This window comes from Mycolicibacter minnesotensis, assembly GCF_010731755.1.
Lineage (GTDB): Bacteria > Actinomycetota > Actinomycetes > Mycobacteriales > Mycobacteriaceae > Mycobacterium > Mycobacterium minnesotense.
In genome coordinates this window covers 3939765-3957506 of sequence record NZ_AP022589.1, presented here as the reverse complement: position 1 = coordinate 3957506, position 17742 = coordinate 3939765, and the positions used below count along the sequence as shown (strand labels likewise).

The window sequence follows — 17742 nt, the reverse complement described above, 5'->3', positions numbered from 1 at the left end:
CCTGGGGGCCGTCAACTGGCATCACTCGGTGCTGCCGGTGAGATAGCCGCACAGCATGGTGACGATGACGTCCTCGACCACGCCTGCTGCGACGGGCGCGGGTGTCGCAATGAGCCGGTGGACGAGTGATTCGACCGTGGCGACGATGACCTCTGCGGCGGTCACTGGATCACTGACGTTCACCTCCGGGTATTGAGCGATGAGCGCTGCCGTCGACGCAACCGCCATGTCTTCGAGGCTATGGAGGCGCTCAAGGAATGCGGGGGATCGCGGAGCTTCCTCGAACAGCACGCGATGCAGCCCCGGATCATCACAATGATTGTCGATTGCCGCGCGGACGAAGATTCGGAGTGTGTCGTCGAGCCGGTCAGGTAGACCGGCTGCGGTGCGTTGGGCCAGCAGTGTCATACCGGTCTCGACGTGCTGCTCCATCAACGCACGCAGGATCGCATCCTTGTTCGGAAAGTACTGATACAGCGTGCCGATGGACAACCCCGCATCTTCGGCGATGCGGTTGGTCGTGCCCGCCAAGTACCCGTGCTCGGAGAAGACCTGAGCCGCAGAATCGAGCACCCGTTGCCGAGTCTCCTTGGCACGGTCCTGTTTCGGCTGCTTACGCGACCTATACCGGTCTGGTGGAGCGATTGCTGAACCCCTGCCGAAATGCGAGTAGTCAAACCGAGGCATTCCCCTCAGTATTGAGGTGATCCTAACAACGACAACGGGCAACTCGCCGTCCCTGATCGCCGGCGTATCCCAGATCAACCACACCGATAGAGGACGAATTGAGATCGGCTCGCACCGATGAACAGGTGATCCGCACCGCAAGCGTGGTCGAGGGTTCGGCGGACTTGGTCTGGCAGCGGGTCACCTCGCAGGACGGGATCAATGACGAGATGGGTCCCTATCTCAGGATGACGATGCCGCGCAGCTTCCGCGGCCGCTCCATCGGCAACGTGACACCGGGCACGCGGATCGGCAGAAGCCACCTGCTGCTCTTCGGTTTCATCCCGGTCGGGGTCGACGACATCACCATTGCCGGGATCGAACCGGGTCGAATGTTCCGCGAAGAATCCCGCATGACCGGCATGCGCATCTGGGTGCACCATCGCACGCTGGAACCCACCAACGACGTCGCCGGCGAGAAGACAATCGTCACCGACGAGATCACGGTCGCTCCACAAGCGCCCCTGCAATTCATCCCCGGATGGGGCGCACTGGTGAGCACCGTTCTCCGAGGCTTCTTCGCGCATCGTCACCGGCGGCTGGCGCGGACGATGCTCGCCATGAATAGCGCGCCGCCGCCGCAGGCCTGATTCGCCACCGCGAGAGGTGATTTCGCGCGGTTAGGTCGATACGGCCTAACCTGGTCAATTCGTCACTGTGACGTATTGAGGCACGGGGACGGGGCGAGGCAGGGGGCGACTCCGAGTCAGTCGCGACCGGCATAGCGTCGCGAATAGCTGCGAGCGCATCCCAGGCGACAACGTACCGGCACGGGATCCTGAGCGGCACGGCCGGTGGCCTCGACACCTGTGCGGGTTGCGCATCTGACAACCGCGCCAGGGGCCGAGACGGGTGACGGCTGTCCAGGGCGTGAAGCCACGACAGGCACAGGGAAATGACGAGACCGATCCACGCGGCCACTCCCAGCAGTTATCACCCAATGCCGATAACGTACATTATGTCAGTTAAATCGTTGCGCATTGCGCTGCCCCTCAGCGCCCTTCAGCGTCAACCTTCTTTATCGGTGATGCGGGTGGGTGACTGATCGTAGTTCTAGTCGCGGGATTCCTGCGAAGTCTGCGGGGTTGCACGTGTATAGCGGCACCGCATGTGCAATTGCGCTGGCCGCAATGAGGGCGTCGTACGCCCGTGCAGCCGGCTTGCGCCCCGACGCACGTAGCGCCGCCGCTACCGCGCCGAACGCCCGGGCGCAATCTTCATCAAACGGCAGGACGTCGAAGTCCGCCTCGGCCTGCTGGAGGTGTTGCTGACGGGCACCGCGCTCTGCATCGTCGTTGGTGACGTGTGGACCTACGGACAGCTCGGCCAGCGTTATCGCGCTAATCACCGATTCGTCGGGAAGCTCGCCCGGATCGGATATCTGACCCAAGAGGATCACGGTCGAAGTATCCAGCATCCCCCGGGTCTGGGTTTGCGTCACAGTGATGGGTCGATGAGGTGGTCCATGTCGCGCCGGAGGGCGTCCGGGTTCACCGGCGGAAGATTCTTACGGCGACGAATCAGCTCAGCGGGACCTGCGCTGGACCGAGGCAGCGGCCGGAGCTCTGCCACAGGTGTGCCGTCCCGGGTGATGACGATGCGCTCGCCGTGCTCGACGCGGCGTAGAACGTCTCCTCCACTATTGCGCAGGTCGCGCACCGTAACTTTGTCCACATTCGCAGTGTATCACCGGTGAGACGCCGATGCTGCGCATTTATAGCGTGCGCTGAAAGGAAGAACGTCTCGGTAGTGCCCCGTTGACGGCGCGTCTGGCGTAGCGGGCACTACGGGAGTCATTCAATGTGCGCCTGGATGTTCGCTCACGTACTTGACGAAACCGGCGACGTCATCGGGAACGAGCCGTCCAATGGCCCCGCTCGAATACACGGCCAGGCTCACCGACAGAACACGACGGAATCGAATATGGCGAGTTGCCAGTAAAGCCCGCCACATTCATCAGCTGAATCAGGCGTCCAGCAATCCTGCCGATCTGCCCAACGGCGAGATGCGACCGTTCCCCCCGTAGGCTCACCGCATGCACGAAGTGACTCTGGCCAGCGCCGGTGAAGCGGCGATGCTGACCGTCGGATTGTCGGTCTATACGGCGTTGATCCTCGTCAGCATCGCTGTGGCGATCGACAGCGCCCGCCGACACCGCCGCCGCCACGCGATCTACGCCGGGGTCATCGTTGGCGTATTGACCCTGGGCGGTCTGATTGCGGCGGTGTTCAGCAGCATCGGGTGAAGCCGGCGGCATCGGTGCAGTGGCTCTCCCCTGACATGCGTTGCATCTGATCTGCCGCTCGGCACAGCCGGCAAGGCGGCGGAATCGAGTATGGCGGTCACCCGTAGGGCTGTCGTCTTCGTCGCCCCACGCTCCAGGCATCTCCACCCGCGTAGATCGCCACAGCCGAGGACATCGTGTACTAATAATGTATGCGCATTAATTCTTCCTTCGCTCGGTCGAGGAGCTGACGATGGGTACATCCGATGTGGCCGCGCGTCCAGGAGCCCCTAACGTGGTCATGATCGTGCTCGACGACCTCGGTTTCGCCCAGCTGGGCTGCTACGGGTCAGATATCCAGACCCCGGCTATCGATCGTCTCGCTCGCAATGGGCTCCGTTACAACCGCTTTCATGTCACGGGACTGTGTTCACCGACGCGTGCCGCGTTGCTCACCGGCCGCAACCACCACGCGGTGGGAATGGGCTTCCTGGCCGACATCCCGACCATCCATCCGGGCTACACCGGGAAGATCCCCGCCTCCGTTCCGACGCTGCCGCGCCTACTGCGGGATTCGGGTTGGAGCACGATGGCCGTCGGGAAGTGGCATCTGGCACCTCGCGGCGAACGGACGAGTGCCGGTCCATTCACCCGCTGGCCGCTGGGACTCGGGTTCGAGCGCTACTACGGCTTTCTACTCGGCGATGCCAATCACTGGGACCCGCAGCTGGTGCGCGACAACACGTATCTCGACGGACCTGATGTGCGCCCAACTGGGTACCACCTGACCGAGGATCTCACCGATGAGGCCATCCGGATGGTGGTCAGCCAGCAGCAGTCAGCACCCGGTAAGCCGTTCTTCCTCTACTTTGCCACCGGGGCCATGCACTCGCCACACCATGTGCACAAGGAATGGGCCGACGCCTACGCAGGACAGTTCGACATCGGTTGGGACTCTTGGCGAGACGAGGTATTCGCCCGCCAGCTCGCTGAGGGTGTGGTGCCTGCAGGCACGACCATCACCCAGCGCCCTGATTGGGTCCCGGCCTGGTCCAGCCTTACTGCGGACGAACGTGCCGTCTACGCGCGGATGCACGAGGTGTACGCGGGCTTTCTCAGTCATACCGACAGCCAGATCGATCGTCTGATCCGCACCCTCGAGGAACTCGACGTGCTGGACAACACGCTCGTCCTCCTCATGTCGGACAATGGGGCCAGCGCTGAAGGGGGCGTGGGCGGAACCAGCAACGAGCACCGGTTCACCCATCGGGTGCCAGAGTCGGCGACTGACAACCTCGACGTGCTACCGGACTGGGGTGGCACCGCGGGGTATCCGCATTATGCGTGGGGCTGGGCGTGGGCCGGCAACACTCCCTTCCGCCTGTGGAAGCGGTATGCGTGGCTGGGAGGCACACGCGTTCCGCTGATCGCGCACTGGCCGCGCGGCATCCGCGAGAGCGGCACTGTCCGTTCACAGTTCGCGCACGCCATCGACATCATGCCAACTGTCTTGGAAGCCTGCGGCGTTGAGCCGCAGTCACCGTCTGCTGAAACTACCGACGGCGGCGCCCACGGCGCGAGCTTGTTGCCGACTTTCACCGACGCGGCAGCGCCCGCGCCCCGATCCACCCAGTACTTCGAAGTCGTGGGTTCCCGCTCCATCATCGCCGATGGCTTCAAAGCCACCACCGATCACGTGGCCCAAGGGGTTATGGACGAGGAAGCACTGCTGGACGGAAGCCGAGACTTCGCACTTGATCGGTGGTCGTTGTTTCGGGCCGACGATTTCTCCGAGGCTCACGACGTCTCGGCGGCCCACCCCGACGTGGTGTCGCGGTTGACCGACCTGTGGGCGGCCGAGGCCGCCCGCTACAACGTGCTACCGCTGACCGATTCATTGGTGGCACGGGCGGCCGAAATGGTGTGGCCGGACTTCCCGCCCGGGCAGCGCGTCGTGCTGCGGCCCTCGGGCGGGCCAGTTGTCGATGAGGCGCTCCCCTTGCTATACAGCCGATTAACCGCTGATGTCGATGTCCCGCTGGAGGCTGCCAACGGTGTGCTGTTTGCGATCGGCAATTGGACGGGAGGCCTGGCGGCGTTCGTGATCGAGTCCCGCCTGCACATCGCCATCGCCGCGCCGGGCGGCAATATCCGGGTGCAAGCCGATCAGCTCCTGACGACGGGTCGCCACAGCACAGGATGTCGGCTACACCGGCTCGACGGCGAGACCCGGGTCGAGGCGGTGATTGACAACTCAGTCGTCGGCTCTGCGGTGGCCCCGGTGACGCTGCCCCACGTGTGGCAGCACGGCGGGACGTCGTTGCTCTTGGGGCGAGATCGCGGGTTGCCGGTGTGCGACAGCTATCGACCACCGTTCGCGTGGAACGGCAAGTTGCACTCGGTAACAGTAGAATCCGACCTGGAGTCGCTACCGAGTCAGGAACTGCTCAGGGCCGCGCTCAAGTCTGACTGACGTGACTTTCCTTGTGGCGCAGCGCCTCAAGTGTTTCTGCTGACGCCGGCAAGCTCATGACCGCGGTCAGCGAATTGATGAGATCCGATACGAATATCGCAGTCGACGGCGCCTCGGCCGCGGTTGCCAGTTGCCGCTGGTGGTCTGCCACAGCATTGAGGCAACTTGTATAGACGAAACGGAGCCGCGCCACGGATACGGCGTGCGGAAGATGAGAAAGCTGCTGCCAGAGAAGCCGATTGAGTCGTTGCCCATGCTCGGTCAACAGGGGGTCGGCCAGAATCCACGCATGCCCGCCTGGTTCGCCGTGCCCGTGGAACAGCAGCTGCGCGACCAGCTCGACGTGTCGCTCCCCCCGCTCGATGCTGCTCACCTGAGGGAGCACCAAGGCTTCGAGAAGGCGCCTGAGTGCGACCGGCTGGTCGTCGGTGATCGCCTCGAGAATCCGTCCCCGGTCTCCGTCGATGCGTTCAAGGCGATGTTCGAGGATGGCCTTGATCAGGTCCTCTTTTGTTCCGAAGTGGTAGTTCACGACCGCGGCGTTGCTTTGTCCGGCGGCGATTCTGATTTCGTTGAGGCTGACGGCAGCGATTCCGCGGTCGGCGAACATCGCCTCCGCGATCGTCATGAGTTTGATGCGCGTGGCTTCCCCGCTGCTGTTCCGGCCGCGTTTGCGGTCCGTTTCCCGAATGCGGGCCGACTCCGAGGGCATCGCCCGATCGTACGCAGTTCCCACCACTAATATATAATGAGGCCGCATTATTTAGTCGCGATTGAGTAGAGAGCTCTGGTGCGCAATGCGGGTGGAACTGGCGTCTTTGGCCCTGGTCATCGCCCTGTCGCCGGCCTCGGTGGTGCCCGCGATCCTGATGCTGCACACTCCCCGTCCACTGGCATCGGGATGGGCTTTCGCGGCGGGCTGGACGCTGTCGCTAGCTCTTTTCACTGGACTGTTTGTCCGAATCGCCGGTGAACTGCCTGGCCTGGGCGGGCCGCCGCAGCAGTGGATCCGAACGGCAACAGCGGGTTTGGCGGCGCTTCTCATCGCCGCCGGTATCGTCACCTGGATGCGCCGAGGGCGCAGTGAACGTGCTCCGGTGTGGCTGCGGGCACTGGACTCCGTTACCCCGCACCGCGCCGCCACGGCCGCGCCGGTCCTCGTGTCCCTGAATCCCAAGGTGCTGGCCGCCTGCGCCGCAGCAGGTTTCAGCGTCAGTTCCACCGCGCAGACGAACCTGGCCCCGTGGGCCGACGTCACTGTTTTCGTCCTGTTCGCTAGTGCGACAGTGATACTGCCGGTGCTCAGCTATGCCATCTGGCGCGAGCGAATGAACGAGCCCCTGCAACGGCTTAAGAGTGCATTGGAACGACACCATGCCGCGATTCTCGCGGTGGTTCTGATTGCGGTTGGCCTGATGTTGTTGCTGCAGGCAGCGTGACGGCATTGATATAGAGGCGAAGGAGCACAGTGGTGCGTGTACTGAAGTCACAACGTCCGAGCCGACGCCTGGTCGCTCTGCAGAAGCTCATGTTGTGGGCGACATCGCACGCAGGCGGCGCTCACAACGTGGGCAGAACGCGCAAGATCACCCAATCGATGGAATCGCGCCAACGTAAGGTGCGCGGAGTCCAGGAGTCCACCGCCACGGTTGCCGGCGTGCCCGTTCGGTGGTTCCGCCCCGCCCAGGCGGGCCCAGGGCTGATCTTCCACGTACACGGCGGGGCATTCGTTGCCGGTAGTTCTCTGGCAGCCCGTGCCCACAGCGGGCTGGCCCAGTCCAACAGTGTGGAACTGGTGAGTGTCGACTACCGACTGGCACCAGAGCACCCCTTCCCCGCGGCACTCGATGATGTGTGGGCGGTCTATTCGGAGGTAGCGCGTAACCGGCCTACGGTCATTGTTGGGGAGTCTGCCGGCGGTGGACTGGCCATGTCGCTGGTACGACGAGCGCTCGACCAAGGCGCAGACGCGCCGAAGGCTCTGGTGACAATGTTCCCCTGGGCGGACCTGTCCAACAGTTCCGACAGTTTCCTGCGGAACGAAGACCGAGATCTGCTGTCCCGCGAGGGTCTCTCGCGTAGTGCAGTGGCCTATGCGGGTGACCTTGATCTGAAGACGCCGCTACTGTCGCCGCTCTTCGGCTCGTTCACCGACTTCCCCCCCACGTTGATCGTCGTCGGTACCCACGACTGCCTGCTCGATGACTCCCGCCATGTCGCGACCCGCCTGCACGCCGCCGGTGTAGACGCGTCGCTCGTCGAGATAGCCGGCGGATTCCACGGCTTCATCCTTTTGCCTGTTCCCGAGTCGAAGGAAGCCAAGCAGCGAATATCGTCTTTCGTGGGCAGAGCCTTTATCCATTGATGAGGCTCGATGATCCCTAGACTGACCGTGTGCGATTCTCCGTGTGGCCGTCAACGACTCAACCATGGGACGAAGTCCTCGAGCTGGCGCAGTTCGCCGACGACGGGTTCTGGCATACGCTCTACGTTGCCGATCACTTCATGTCCCCCGGCGACAGACCTGGCCGGACGAGTGACTGGCTGGAGGCCACCGCCGTCATGGCCGCACTGGCCACCGTCACGTCGAACATTCGGCTGGCCAACCTGGTGCTGTCGATGACGTTCCGGCACCCGGCAGTGCTCGCCAACCTCGCGGTGACGGTCGACCAGATCAGCAGGGGTCGCTTCACACTTGGCCTCGGCGCCGGCTGGCAAGAAACCGAACACGAGCAGTACGGGTTGGAGCTGGGCGAGCCCAAGGCGCGGGTAGACCGCTTCGCGGAGGGGCTCGCCGTCATCACGGGGCTGCTGACGAACGAGACGACGACGTTCGAAGGGCAGTACTACCAACTGACGGACGCACTGTGCGAGCCGAAGCCGGTGCAGTCGCCGCTGCCGCTGCTGATCGGCGGAACGGGGCCGAGGATGTTGCGGCTGGTCGCGCGGCACGCCCAGGAATGGAATCAGTGGTCGGCGCCAGGCGGATTCGGCGAGCGATCGGCAGCGCTGGACGCGGCCTGCGAGAAGCAGGGCCGCGACCCAGCCACGGTATGGCGCTCCACGCAGGCCCTGGTGATGGTTACCGATTCACCCGAATCGGAGGCCGAAGCTAAGTCCGCAGCCGAATTTTTGCCACAACCGGTGGTCTATGGGCCGGCGGCGCGCATCGCCGAGGCGGCAGCAACCTGGCGCGACGAGGGCGTCGACGAGGTGATCGTCCCCGACTTCGGGATGCCACGGGGCCCGCAGCGTCTCGACACCTACCGGGAGTTGGCCGAGGCATTCACGCCGCTGGCCTGAGGCGTTCAAAGCGGGCCGACTGCTCTGGGGACACCACCCGGGTGGACACTATGACGTGGCCCTTTCTGCAACAGTATTCAAAGTCGAACTTGGCGTCTCCGATGTCGATCATGGTTACTACGCCGATCATGCGCTGACCGTGGCCCGTCACCCCAGTGAGAACGATGAGCGGATGGTGGTGCGCTTGTTGGCGTTCGGGCTGCGCGCACACCGACTCGCCGACGTCGACGGTGAGCTGGCGTTCGGGGCGGGCCTGTCCGCCCCTGGCGTGCCGGACCTGAGCCTCGCCGACTACACCGGCCGGATCCTGGAGTGGATCACCGTCGGCCAGCCCGACGAACGCGCCTTGAGCAAGGCGGCCGGCCAAGCCGACCAGGTTCTGCTGTTCCCGTTCGCCTCCGGCGTGGCCACCTGGTGGCGCACCGTCGGCCCCAAAGTAGCGGGGCTGTCGAACCTATCGGTGGTGCAGATACCGCACGCACCGGTGCAGCAGCTGGCCCAGACTGTCGATCGACGAATCTCGGCGCAGGTGATGGTGATCGAAGGTCAGGTGACGATGACCGTCGGCGGAGTCGACGTCACCTTCGCGCCCGAGCCATTGGAGTGAACTTCTACCCGATCAAATCTATGGCGACGAGAATGCAGCGATCGGCAGACTCATCGCAAGGAACAACACGAGTTGGTAGGCACCGTTGATGACAGTCAGCCGCGCCGGCTTCAGTTCGAAGGCGTTGTGTTGAAGCAGTGTCGTCGCCGAGAAGGCCAGCCATGCCGCAGCACCAACGACAACGGCCAGCCACACCGAGTGAACGCCGGTGGCCATGAAAGCGGTCTCGATGACGGCCGCCAGCCCTACTGCGGTCACGGTGTTCGCTACCAGCAACTGGGCCATGTTCTGCCTGCTGGCCGCCTTGGACCGCTCTGGCGTGACGCCGGTCAACTTCCACCACGCGTTGGCGAAGATCCTTCCGTACCACACGCCGGCGATCGCCATGCCTGCTGCGATGGCGACCACGACGCCGAGCCAATTCATGTGCATCTCAAGGCTCCTCGATGACGTGCGGGTTGGATCCGACCTGCGATCACCATATTCGCGTGTAATATACAAGCATACAATCAAAAATGAAGCGCTATCGAAAGTGGCTTGATGAGCGACCTACTTGACGAGGTTCTTGACGCCTATGGCGGGACTGAACGTTGGAGTTCCGTGAGGACGATCACCGCTCACGGCCGTTTGGGAGGCCTGCTGCCCAAACGCTTTCCCGGAAACAAACTGGCGAGGTTCGCTGTCGAAGTGCACCCCGCCGAGCAACGCACCGTCCTTCACGACTTCCCGCGGACCGGTCAGCGCGGCGTATTCGACCACGGCCAGGTGCGGAGAGAAAGCCATGACGGTGAGGTGATCGACGTCCGAGCTGACCCCCGGTCAGCTTTCTTTGGCCTCAGCGGCATCCGCCGCAATCTCCATTGGGACCCGTTGGACACCATCTACTTTGCCGGATACGCCTTCTGGAACTACCTCACCGCACCGCACCTGCTCGCCCACGATGGCGTCGTGGTGAGCGACGGCGGACCCTGTCAGACATCGGGCCGTCCATGGCGGCGACTCCTGGCCACATTCCCTGCTGACATCAGCACCCACTGCCGGCAGCAGACGTTTTACGTGGACCCCGGTGGCCTGATCGGTCGCCACGACTTCCTCGCCGAACCAGTCGGCTCCTGGGCCAACGCCACGCTCTATTGCAGCCGATATCGTCACATCGACGGGATCGTCTTTCCCGCCCAACGGCGCGTCCTCCCCCGCGGGCCGCGCGGCGTGGTCCTTGCTCGGCCCACCCTGCTAGCACTCGACTTCGACGAAATAGCGGTCGGACATTGAGCACCGAAGACACGCGAGGACCGATGCGCACATATGGGCAGTACTGCGGCTTGGCGCGTGCGCTCGACGTCGTGGGCAATCGGTGGAGCCTGCTCGTGGTGCGCGAATTGCTCACCGGCCCAGCGCGCTATAGGCAACTCCAGGCGGGGCTCCCCGGAATCTCTACCAATCTGTTGACCGCTCGTTTACGTGAACTGGAAGACGCCGGCGTAGTTCAGCGCCAACTGGACGACGACAGCAACGGCGTCGCCTACGCACTCACCGATTGGGGACACGAACTCCGTCATACCGTCGCCTCCCTGGTGAACTGGAGCAAGCCGCTCATGGCCGCCGGCCCACAGAACGACAGCTTTCAACCCCACTGGCTGGTGGTGGCTCTGGAGTCACTGCTGGGCCCCAACCGGGCCAAGGCACCGGCAGCGGCCGGCATCGAAGTCGACGGCACCACCCTGATGGTGCGCATCGACAAGACCGGCACCCACGTGAGCCCGCCGGTCGATGAGCAACCCACGACCGTGCTCCGCACCGAGCCGATGGTGATACTGGGTTTGGCCGCCGGCATGCTTACCGTCCAGCAAGCGATCGCCGCGGGCGCCCTCAGCGGTGACCCGCACGACCTCGCGGCAGTATTCACCCCCCGCTGACCCGCGCCGCGGCCCTCTCCCAGCCGCCCGGAATAAACCCGCGCCCGGTGCACTTGGCTCAAGAGTCGCCCTTCCCCGGCTCAGGAGCACCCATGACTCGTCCCCTACGCGTCGCCGTTCAGATTCAGCCCGGCGGCACGCCCGACTATCGCACGTGGCGCAACGCCGTACTGGCGGCCGACGACCTCGGCGTCGACGTGATCTTCGGCTACGACCACTTCCATCGCCCGGCCATGGAGGCCATTGTCGGCGGCAAACCCATCCTCGCCGAAGACCAGCCTGACGTTTCCAATTTCGAGGGCTGGACCGCACTCGCGTCGTGGGGTGAGATCACCTCACACGCCGAGATCGGCCTGCTCGTCACCGGGGTCGGCTACCGCAACGCAGACTTGCTGGCCGACATGGCCCGCACCGTCGACCACATCAGCGGCGGGCGGCTCATTCTCGGTCTCGGTGCTGGATGGTACGAAAAGGACTACACCACATACGGTTATGAATTCGGCACCGCAGGCTCGCGATTCGATCTGTTCGACGAGAGTCTCGAGCGCATCGAAAGGCGGCTTGCCGCACTGGTTCCTCCACCCGTGCGCAAACTGCCGATCCTCATCGGCGGAACTGGACCCAAGCGCGCACTTCCCGCGATTGCCCGCCACGCCGACATCTGGCACGCTTTCCAGGACATCGAGGCGTACCGCAGGTCCAGCGACCTCGTCGACGAACTTGCAGCCTCGTTCAGCCGCCGTGGCTCGGATATCGAACGCTCAACGCTCTGGGTGGACGACCCCAGTGCCGACGCCTTCCGCGATGCGGGTGTCACGCTGTTTCAGACCGAGCTCACGTCCGATGACGGCTACGACCTCACCTCACTCAAGCAGGTGTTGAGGTGGCGAGACAACGGGTGAGCGCCCCGCGCGCGCTTCGTTCCCAAACTTGTCGTACCCCCCTGCAATGCTGATCACATGTCCCCCGCCGCATCGACAGCCACCGCGGAACCGCACTCCGCAGTGCGGCTTGAGGTGCTCTTCGACGAGCTGGCCGAGCTGACCGGTCAACGCAACGCGATCGACGGACGCATCGTCGAGATCGCCGCCGAGATCGAGCGCGACGAGTTGTGGGGTGCTACTGGGGCACGCTCCATTGCGGCGCTGCTGGCCTGGAAGACCGGCTCAGCACCGAGCAACGCCGCCACGATTGCCACTGTGGCGCACCGCCTTGACGAGTTTCCCCGCTGCGCCCAAGGTATGCGGGAGGGCCGATTGTCGCTGGATCAGGTTGGGGTGATCGCGCACCGGGCCGGCCCGGGATCCGACGAGCACTATGCGCAGCTGGCCGGCGTCGCCACCGTCACACAGCTGCGCACTGCGGTCTCCTTGGAGCCACGTCCAGAACCGGGTCCGCGGCCCGAGCCGCAGGCGTCGATCACCAAGACGTCTGACGCCGAGTTCGACTTCTGGCGCATCGCACTACCCCACGCAGAATCAGCGAAGTTCGAGGCCGCACTGCACTCGCACCATGACGCCCTTGTGACGGACTGGAAACGCGACCGCGAGGCCGGCGGCGAGGGGTCCGATCACGCAACACCGATCCCGACGAACATCGACGCATTCATGCGGCTGGTCGAGACGAGTTGGGATGTCGAGGTACAGCGACGCCCCCACGGGCAGCGCACCACCGTGGTGGTGCACGTGGACGTCCAGCAGCAGGTCGGCTCCCTGCACCTGGGCCCGCTGCTTTCAGACTCCGAGCGGCGGTATCTGCTGTGCGATGCCACGTGCGAAGTCTGGTTCCACGACGCAGGCGAAGTGATCGGCTCTGGTCGATCGACCCGCACCATCAGCCGTCGCCTTCGACGCGCACTCGAGCACCGCCACCCCACCTGCGCCGTTCCCGGCTGCGCGGCAACCCGCGGCTTGCACGCCCACCACATCACGCACTGGGAAGACGGTGGGGCTACCGAACTGGACAATCTGGTACTGCTCTGCCCCTATCACCACCGTCTGCACCATCGAGGCGGCATCACCATCACCGGCCCGGCCGGTGAACTTGTGGTGACCGACGGTGGGGGCCAGCGGCTCCAACCAGGATCGTTGGCCCGGCAGCCGAGCACGCCACCACCAGCGGTCGGCCCCTGTCCCGGACCGACTGGCGAGCGCGCGAACTGGTGGTGGTACGAACCATTCCGACCGCAAGCGCCGCCGACCACCAATTAGTTGTCTGCCGGGGTTCGCCGCTCCGCCGAAGCAGCGAGCAGCCGAAGCGATTCCGCCACGGATTCCAGCGGACCCAGGCTACGGGTGATCCGGCACAGGGTGATAGCGCCATGCACAGTAGACAGAGCCGTGTTCGCCAACACTTCGGCGTGCTCAGCAGTGGCGCCCTCGGCGATATAAGCGGCCGCCACGGCATCTCGCCAGACCAAGTAGATCTCGGCGGCGCGGCTCGCCAAATCCTCTTCCCCCACAGCGGGATTCACTGCCGCGGCCGCTACCGGGCAGCCGGCCCGAAACTCACTCTCGGTCAACACCCTGGTCCAGAACGCAATCACCCGACTGATCACGGCCTCGGATCCCCCCTTGGCGGCCGCGCGCTCGATCATTCCTGCGTAGGACTCCCCCGCGTATTCGAGCGTTCGCCGCTGCAGCTCGGCCCGCCCGCCCGGAAAATGGTGGTACACCGATCCGCGCGGACAGCCGCTGCGGGCCAGCACCTCGTCGATCGAAAGCCCGCCAGCACCGCGCTCGCGCATCACCACGATCGCCGCATCCAACATGCGGCGCCGTGTCTCTCCGCGCGGCGGCATCCGAGAAGGCCTATCCCGCAGCGCCCGAATCAGGCTCGGAGACAAGCAGCTCGGCGATCCCTCGCAGGTTCGCCTTGAGTCCCTCGCGCCATTCGGCCAGCCGATTGTCGATGATTCGGCCCTCTTTGTCGGGCATCCGGTCGATGGCGAAACTCAAACCCGAACGCCCCGGCCCCATCCGGCCCCACTGCCGCACCAGGGTCCCGTCGCGGACGGGCTCGACTTCGAAGCCCCAGGACGCGGTCGGTTGCCCCTCGGCGCCGGCCACGTCCCAGACCCAGCGGCGGCCCTCCTCGACCTCCACGATCACCGACTCGGTGCTCCACTCTCCCAGCGCAGCGTGCGCGTTGCGGCCGCGAAACCGGTTCCCGACCGCTACAGCATCACCCTCGATCCACTCAACGGCGGCCAGCTCGGGTGAGAAGCGCGCCGGCAGCGTCACATCGGTGACGAGCTCCCAGACGCGCTGCGGGTCGGCGGCGATCACCACCGACTCCTGAACGATCGGCGTATCCCGGTAGCGCATCGACGTCCCCTTCCCAAACTATGTTTGGGAACATAGCCTAGGGCCGCTGCCCACGGAAAGGGACACGAATGCGAGTCGGAGTCGCGGTAGCGCCGCAGGAGCCCGGCGCTGTCGAGTTCGCGCAGGCCGCAGAACACATCGGCGTCGACTCCTTGTGGGCACCGGAGATCTGGGGCTACGACGCCCTGACCGGCCTGTCGTTTCTGGCCGCCCGCACCAGCGCTATCGGGTTGGGCACGTTCGTCGTGCAGCTGGGCTCGCGCACCCCGGCGATGCTGGCCGGATCGGCCCTGAGTCTGCAGCAGCTCTCCGGTGGCCGCTTCACCCTGGGGATCGGTGTCTCGGGCCCGCGCGTCATGGAGGGTTGGCATGGCGTGGAGTTCGCCCATCCGGTGCAGCGAACACGGGAGACCATCGACATCATCAGAATGATCGCCCGGGGCGAACGCCTGCAGTACGCCGGCAGGGAGTACCAACTGCCGCTCCCCGACAGTCGCGGCGCCGCACTGGTCCCTGCACTGCTCCCCGCCGAACTGCCCATCTACGTCGCCGCCATGGGTCCGGCAAACCTGCGCCTCACCGGCGAACTCGCCGACGGCTGGCTGGGCAATGCCTTCATTCCGGAGCTTTCCGAGGTGTTCTTCCAGCCACTGGCCGAAGGAGCGGCACGCTCGGGCCGCGACCTGGCAGCGCTGGACCTGGTGGCCCCGGTCGCACTGGAGGTCACCGAGGACGAGGCCCGCACCGATGAACTGATTCGCGAGCATGCGGCCGGCTATGCGTTCACGATCGGAGCGATGGGCGCCGGTAAGGAGAACTTCTACAATCAGGCCTTCGGCCGGCTCGGTTTCGCCGAACAGGTCGACGAGGTGGCGCGCCTGTGGCAGCAGGGCGATAAGGCCGCCGCCCGCGCCGCCGTCCCGTTGGAATTGGGCGGACTCACCAACATCATCGGTGACCGTGAGCGGATCACCCAGCGTGTGCGGGCCTATCGCGCCGCCGGCGTCGGCACCCTGCTTGCCAAGGTGTCGGGCAGCATCGAAGAGCGGATCGCCGCGCTCGAGGTGCTCGTGGCCGCGGCACGCGACTGACACACCTTCCGGCGCTGCACATCAGGTGCAGACTGGACCGCATGGGCAAGCTCATCTACGGCTTCACGGTGTCGGTGGACGGCTATATCGCCGACGCACGGGGCAGCATCGACTGGAGCGAACCAAGCGATGAACTGCACCAGTACTGGAACGATTTCGAGCGGCAGACCGCGCTGTCGTTCTACGGGCGGCGACTCTACGAACTGATGTCGGCGTACTGGCCGACGGCCGATGAGGACCCGGACGCTCCCCCGCTGGTCGTCGACTTCGCCCGCGTCTGGCGCGCTATGCCGAAGGTGGTGTTCTCGCGCACCCTGGAGTCGGTCGACTGGAATTCCCGACTGGAACGCGGCGATCCGGTTGAGGTGGTGACGCGATTGAAGGCCGAAACCGACGGCAACCTGGAAGTGGCCGGCGCGACACTGGCCGCGCCGATCGTTCAGGCCGGCCTGGTGGACGAGTTTCGGCTCGTGATCGCGCCGACTGTCGTGGGCGGCGGCACCCCGTTTTTCCCGACGTTGCCGTCGTGGATCTCGCTGCGGCTGCTGGAGAACCGCACCTTTCCCGGCGGTGCGGTCCTGCTGCGCTACGCGGCCGAGAACGACTGACCCGAAGCGGCCAGCCTGCCCAGATGCAGAGCCTCAGATGCAGAGGTACTGCCTGTTGAGCATGCAGTTCGCCGGGGGTGAGTACGGCCCGGACAACACGCCTCTGAACCCACCGGTGGCCGAGCCGCCGGGAGCGATGATCCGATTCCAATTCACCGGAACCACCACATAGTGCGTACCGGATCGGCCCACGCTGCTGCTCCACGCATGCGAGATCGATTCACCCGCCGGCAAGTCGAATTCAAGCCGCCAATCGGTCATCGGCACCGCGCTCCAATTGGTGATGGTGAAGCGCGCGATGAAACCCGTCTGCCAGGTCGAGGTCACCGACAGCGTCGCAGTGGCCGCGGCGGCATGAGCCACCGCGGTGGTGGCGAATCCCAGCATCACGACCATCGCGGCGGCCACGGCAACGTGAAGTGCTGCGCACCAGCGCTTCACGCGACGTCGCAGTACGGCCATAGCTGCCCACCCTAAAACCCCGGTGACTCAATGGGCCCTCGCTCCCGGCTGTCCTGCCGGACCTTTGTCCAACTGAAACCGTCGTGTGACGTCAGGCGTTGGTCGATTCACCCCGCGGTCCCGATCCGAGAGCCGTCAGGGCTACCGTTGCCCCCAGGCGACGTCGCCGTTCGTGACAAGGAGCACCGGCATGCTGAAGTACGAGATCCACGGAACGGGAGAGCCCCTGGTGCTCGTCCATGGGATCACCCACCGCAGGCAGGCGTGGTACCCCGTGCTGGACCATCTGACCGACCATCGCACCGTGGTCCTGTTCGACCTGCCCGGGCACGGCGAGTCCCATGACTTCGTGGTCCGCGACAGTGACGTCCAGGGGACCCTGCGCGACGAACTGGTCGGGCTCTTGGACCAGCTGGGCCTGGAGCGCCCCCACATTGCGGGCAACTCACTGGGCGGTCGCATCGCGCTAGAAGCCGCCGCCGACAGCTTGGTCGCCAGCGCCACGGTGCTCTCCCCCGCCGCCTACTGGCACAACGCGGTGGACTTCGCCTATGTCCGCACGCTCTTCCGAGTACTGACCACCAGCGCCCGCCTGCTGGCGCCCGCCGTCCCCAAGCTGGCCCGCTCACCCCGGGCACGGCGGCTGATGGGCGGGGTCGTGTCAGCGCACCCCGAGCGGATACCCGCCGAGGAGTTCGTGGGCGACCTCAACGGCATGCGCCGGGCCATTCCGGCCATGAAGAAGATCTTTCCGGCCGCCGAAGTGTTCGACCGGGAGATCCCGGCCGACATCCCGGTGACCGTCGCGTGGGCTGCACGCGACCGGATCCTGCTGCCCTACCAAGCCCGCATCGCCGAACGCCGGCTCCCCCAGGCCCGCCACCTGCGGCTACACGGGTGCGGTCACGTACCGATGGCCGACGACCCCGAGCTGGTCGCTCGGGTGCTGCTGGAGGGCAGCGCACCCCACGCGCAGGCCGAGGCGTCCTAGGGCCGGCCCGCACGG

General features: G+C 65.2%; 22 protein-coding genes. 14 read left to right on the top strand and 8 right to left on the bottom strand.

Annotated features, from left to right (window positions below; all coding sequences use genetic code 11):
* Positions 1–21 precede the first annotated feature (21 nt).
* The gene (locus G6N09_RS18260; protein ID WP_083023171.1) at positions 22–687 is read right to left on the bottom strand and encodes a TetR/AcrR family transcriptional regulator; all 666 of its coding nucleotides are present in this window, start codon (positions 685–687) and stop codon (positions 22–24) included.
* 98 nt (positions 688–785) lie between these two features.
* On the opposite strand from G6N09_RS18260, the gene G6N09_RS18255 reads away from it, so the two are divergent.
* On the top strand, positions 786–1316 hold the full coding sequence (locus G6N09_RS18255) for an Rv1443c family protein (protein WP_083023168.1): 531 nt from the start codon (positions 786–788) through the stop codon (positions 1314–1316).
* 428 nt (positions 1317–1744) lie between these two features.
* On the opposite strand, the gene G6N09_RS18250 is transcribed toward G6N09_RS18255, so the two are convergent.
* Positions 1745–2143, bottom strand: a complete 399-nt coding sequence (locus tag G6N09_RS18250) for a type II toxin-antitoxin system VapC family toxin (protein ID WP_083023473.1) — start codon at positions 2141–2143, stop codon at positions 1745–1747.
* Positions 2144–2163: 20 nt separating this feature from the next.
* A complete protein-coding gene (locus tag G6N09_RS18245) occupies positions 2164–2400 on the bottom strand; it encodes a type II toxin-antitoxin system Phd/YefM family antitoxin (RefSeq protein ID WP_179959853.1) in 237 nt (78 codons plus the stop codon).
* A 361-nt stretch (positions 2401–2761) separates the two neighbouring features.
* Between G6N09_RS18245 and G6N09_RS18235 the strand changes: the two genes are divergently transcribed.
* Together G6N09_RS18235 and G6N09_RS18230 are read left to right on the top strand one after the other, a co-directional pair.
* Positions 2762–2971: a hypothetical protein gene (locus tag G6N09_RS18235; protein WP_083023166.1), complete on the top strand. Its 210-nt coding sequence runs from the start codon at positions 2762–2764 to the stop codon at positions 2969–2971.
* A 232-nt stretch (positions 2972–3203) separates the two neighbouring features.
* Positions 3204–5423, top strand: coding sequence for an arylsulfatase (locus G6N09_RS18230; protein ID WP_083023165.1), 2220 nt, complete (start codon positions 3204–3206; stop codon positions 5421–5423).
* Here the strand turns inward: G6N09_RS18230 and G6N09_RS18225 are convergent.
* Positions 5410–6135, bottom strand: a complete 726-nt coding sequence (locus G6N09_RS18225) for a TetR/AcrR family transcriptional regulator (RefSeq protein WP_163752853.1) — start codon at positions 6133–6135, stop codon at positions 5410–5412. The genes G6N09_RS18230 and G6N09_RS18225 overlap by 14 nt on opposite strands.
* A 91-nt stretch (positions 6136–6226) precedes the next feature.
* On the opposite strand from G6N09_RS18225, the gene G6N09_RS18220 reads away from it, so the two are divergent.
* Genes G6N09_RS18220 through G6N09_RS18205 form a run of 4 tightly spaced genes read left to right on the top strand, consistent with a single transcriptional unit; the run spans position 6227 to position 9333 of the window.
* Positions 6227–6862 (top strand): GAP family protein, encoded by a 636-nt coding sequence (locus G6N09_RS18220; protein ID WP_163752851.1) that lies wholly within the window; start codon positions 6227–6229, stop codon positions 6860–6862.
* Positions 6863–6894: 32 nt separating this feature from the next.
* Complete coding sequence (locus G6N09_RS18215) at positions 6895–7788, top strand: alpha/beta hydrolase (RefSeq protein ID WP_133053071.1); 894 nt, start codon at positions 6895–6897, stop codon at positions 7786–7788.
* A 29-nt stretch (positions 7789–7817) separates the two neighbouring features.
* Positions 7818–8726 carry an LLM class flavin-dependent oxidoreductase gene (locus G6N09_RS18210; RefSeq protein ID WP_083023155.1) on the top strand — a complete coding sequence of 303 codons (909 nt, stop codon included), beginning with the start codon at positions 7818–7820 and terminating at the stop codon, positions 8724–8726.
* A gap of 55 nt (positions 8727–8781) precedes the next feature.
* Positions 8782–9333 (top strand): YaeQ family protein, encoded by a 552-nt coding sequence (locus G6N09_RS18205; RefSeq protein WP_083023152.1) that lies wholly within the window; start codon positions 8782–8784, stop codon positions 9331–9333.
* An 18-nt stretch (positions 9334–9351) separates the two neighbouring features.
* Here the strand turns inward: G6N09_RS18205 and G6N09_RS18200 are convergent, their stop codons facing one another.
* Entirely contained in the window at positions 9352–9765 is a 414-nt protein-coding gene (locus G6N09_RS18200; protein ID WP_083023150.1) for a DUF1761 domain-containing protein, read from the bottom strand.
* Between the two features lie 108 nt (positions 9766–9873).
* Here G6N09_RS18200 and G6N09_RS18195 point away from each other — a divergent pair, with 108 nt between their 5' ends.
* From G6N09_RS18195 to G6N09_RS18180, 4 genes are all read left to right on the top strand, one after another.
* Positions 9874–10605 carry a hypothetical protein gene (locus G6N09_RS18195; RefSeq protein WP_083023149.1) on the top strand — a complete coding sequence of 244 codons (732 nt, stop codon included), beginning with the start codon at positions 9874–9876 and terminating at the stop codon, positions 10603–10605.
* A gap of 23 nt (positions 10606–10628) precedes the next feature.
* Entirely contained in the window at positions 10629–11249 is a 621-nt protein-coding gene (locus G6N09_RS18190) for a winged helix-turn-helix transcriptional regulator (protein ID WP_083023147.1), read from the top strand.
* A gap of 92 nt (positions 11250–11341) precedes the next feature.
* A complete protein-coding gene (locus G6N09_RS18185) occupies positions 11342–12151 on the top strand; it encodes an LLM class F420-dependent oxidoreductase (RefSeq protein ID WP_083023144.1) in 810 nt (269 codons plus the stop codon).
* Between the two features lie 57 nt (positions 12152–12208).
* Positions 12209–13459 (top strand): HNH endonuclease signature motif containing protein, encoded by a 1251-nt coding sequence (locus tag G6N09_RS18180; protein ID WP_083023142.1) that lies wholly within the window; start codon positions 12209–12211, stop codon positions 13457–13459.
* Here G6N09_RS18180 and G6N09_RS18175 read toward each other — a convergent pair.
* Together G6N09_RS18175 and G6N09_RS18170 are read right to left on the bottom strand one after the other, a co-directional pair.
* On the bottom strand, positions 13456–14049 hold the full coding sequence (locus G6N09_RS18175; RefSeq protein WP_083023140.1) for a TetR/AcrR family transcriptional regulator: 594 nt from the start codon (positions 14047–14049) through the stop codon (positions 13456–13458). The genes G6N09_RS18180 and G6N09_RS18175 overlap by 4 nt on opposite strands.
* A gap of 10 nt (positions 14050–14059) precedes the next feature.
* The gene (locus G6N09_RS18170) at positions 14060–14575 is read right to left on the bottom strand and encodes an SRPBCC family protein (protein WP_083023138.1); all 516 of its coding nucleotides are present in this window, start codon (positions 14573–14575) and stop codon (positions 14060–14062) included.
* 68 nt (positions 14576–14643) lie between these two features.
* Here G6N09_RS18170 and G6N09_RS18165 point away from each other — a divergent pair, with 68 nt between their 5' ends.
* Complete coding sequence (locus G6N09_RS18165; protein ID WP_083023135.1) at positions 14644–15666, top strand: LLM class flavin-dependent oxidoreductase; 1023 nt, start codon at positions 14644–14646, stop codon at positions 15664–15666.
* A gap of 41 nt (positions 15667–15707) precedes the next feature.
* Positions 15708–16274 (top strand): dihydrofolate reductase family protein, encoded by a 567-nt coding sequence (locus tag G6N09_RS18160; protein ID WP_083023132.1) that lies wholly within the window; start codon positions 15708–15710, stop codon positions 16272–16274.
* A 33-nt stretch (positions 16275–16307) separates the two neighbouring features.
* Here the strand turns inward: G6N09_RS18160 and G6N09_RS18155 are convergent, their stop codons facing one another.
* Positions 16308–16736: a cellulose-binding domain-containing protein gene (locus tag G6N09_RS18155; protein WP_083023131.1), complete on the bottom strand. Its 429-nt coding sequence runs from the start codon at positions 16734–16736 to the stop codon at positions 16308–16310.
* 190 nt (positions 16737–16926) lie between these two features.
* Between G6N09_RS18155 and G6N09_RS18150 the strand changes: the two genes are divergently transcribed.
* Positions 16927–17727 carry an alpha/beta fold hydrolase gene (locus tag G6N09_RS18150; RefSeq protein ID WP_083023128.1) on the top strand — a complete coding sequence of 267 codons (801 nt, stop codon included), beginning with the start codon at positions 16927–16929 and terminating at the stop codon, positions 17725–17727.
* Positions 17728–17742: the final 15 nt, after the last annotated feature.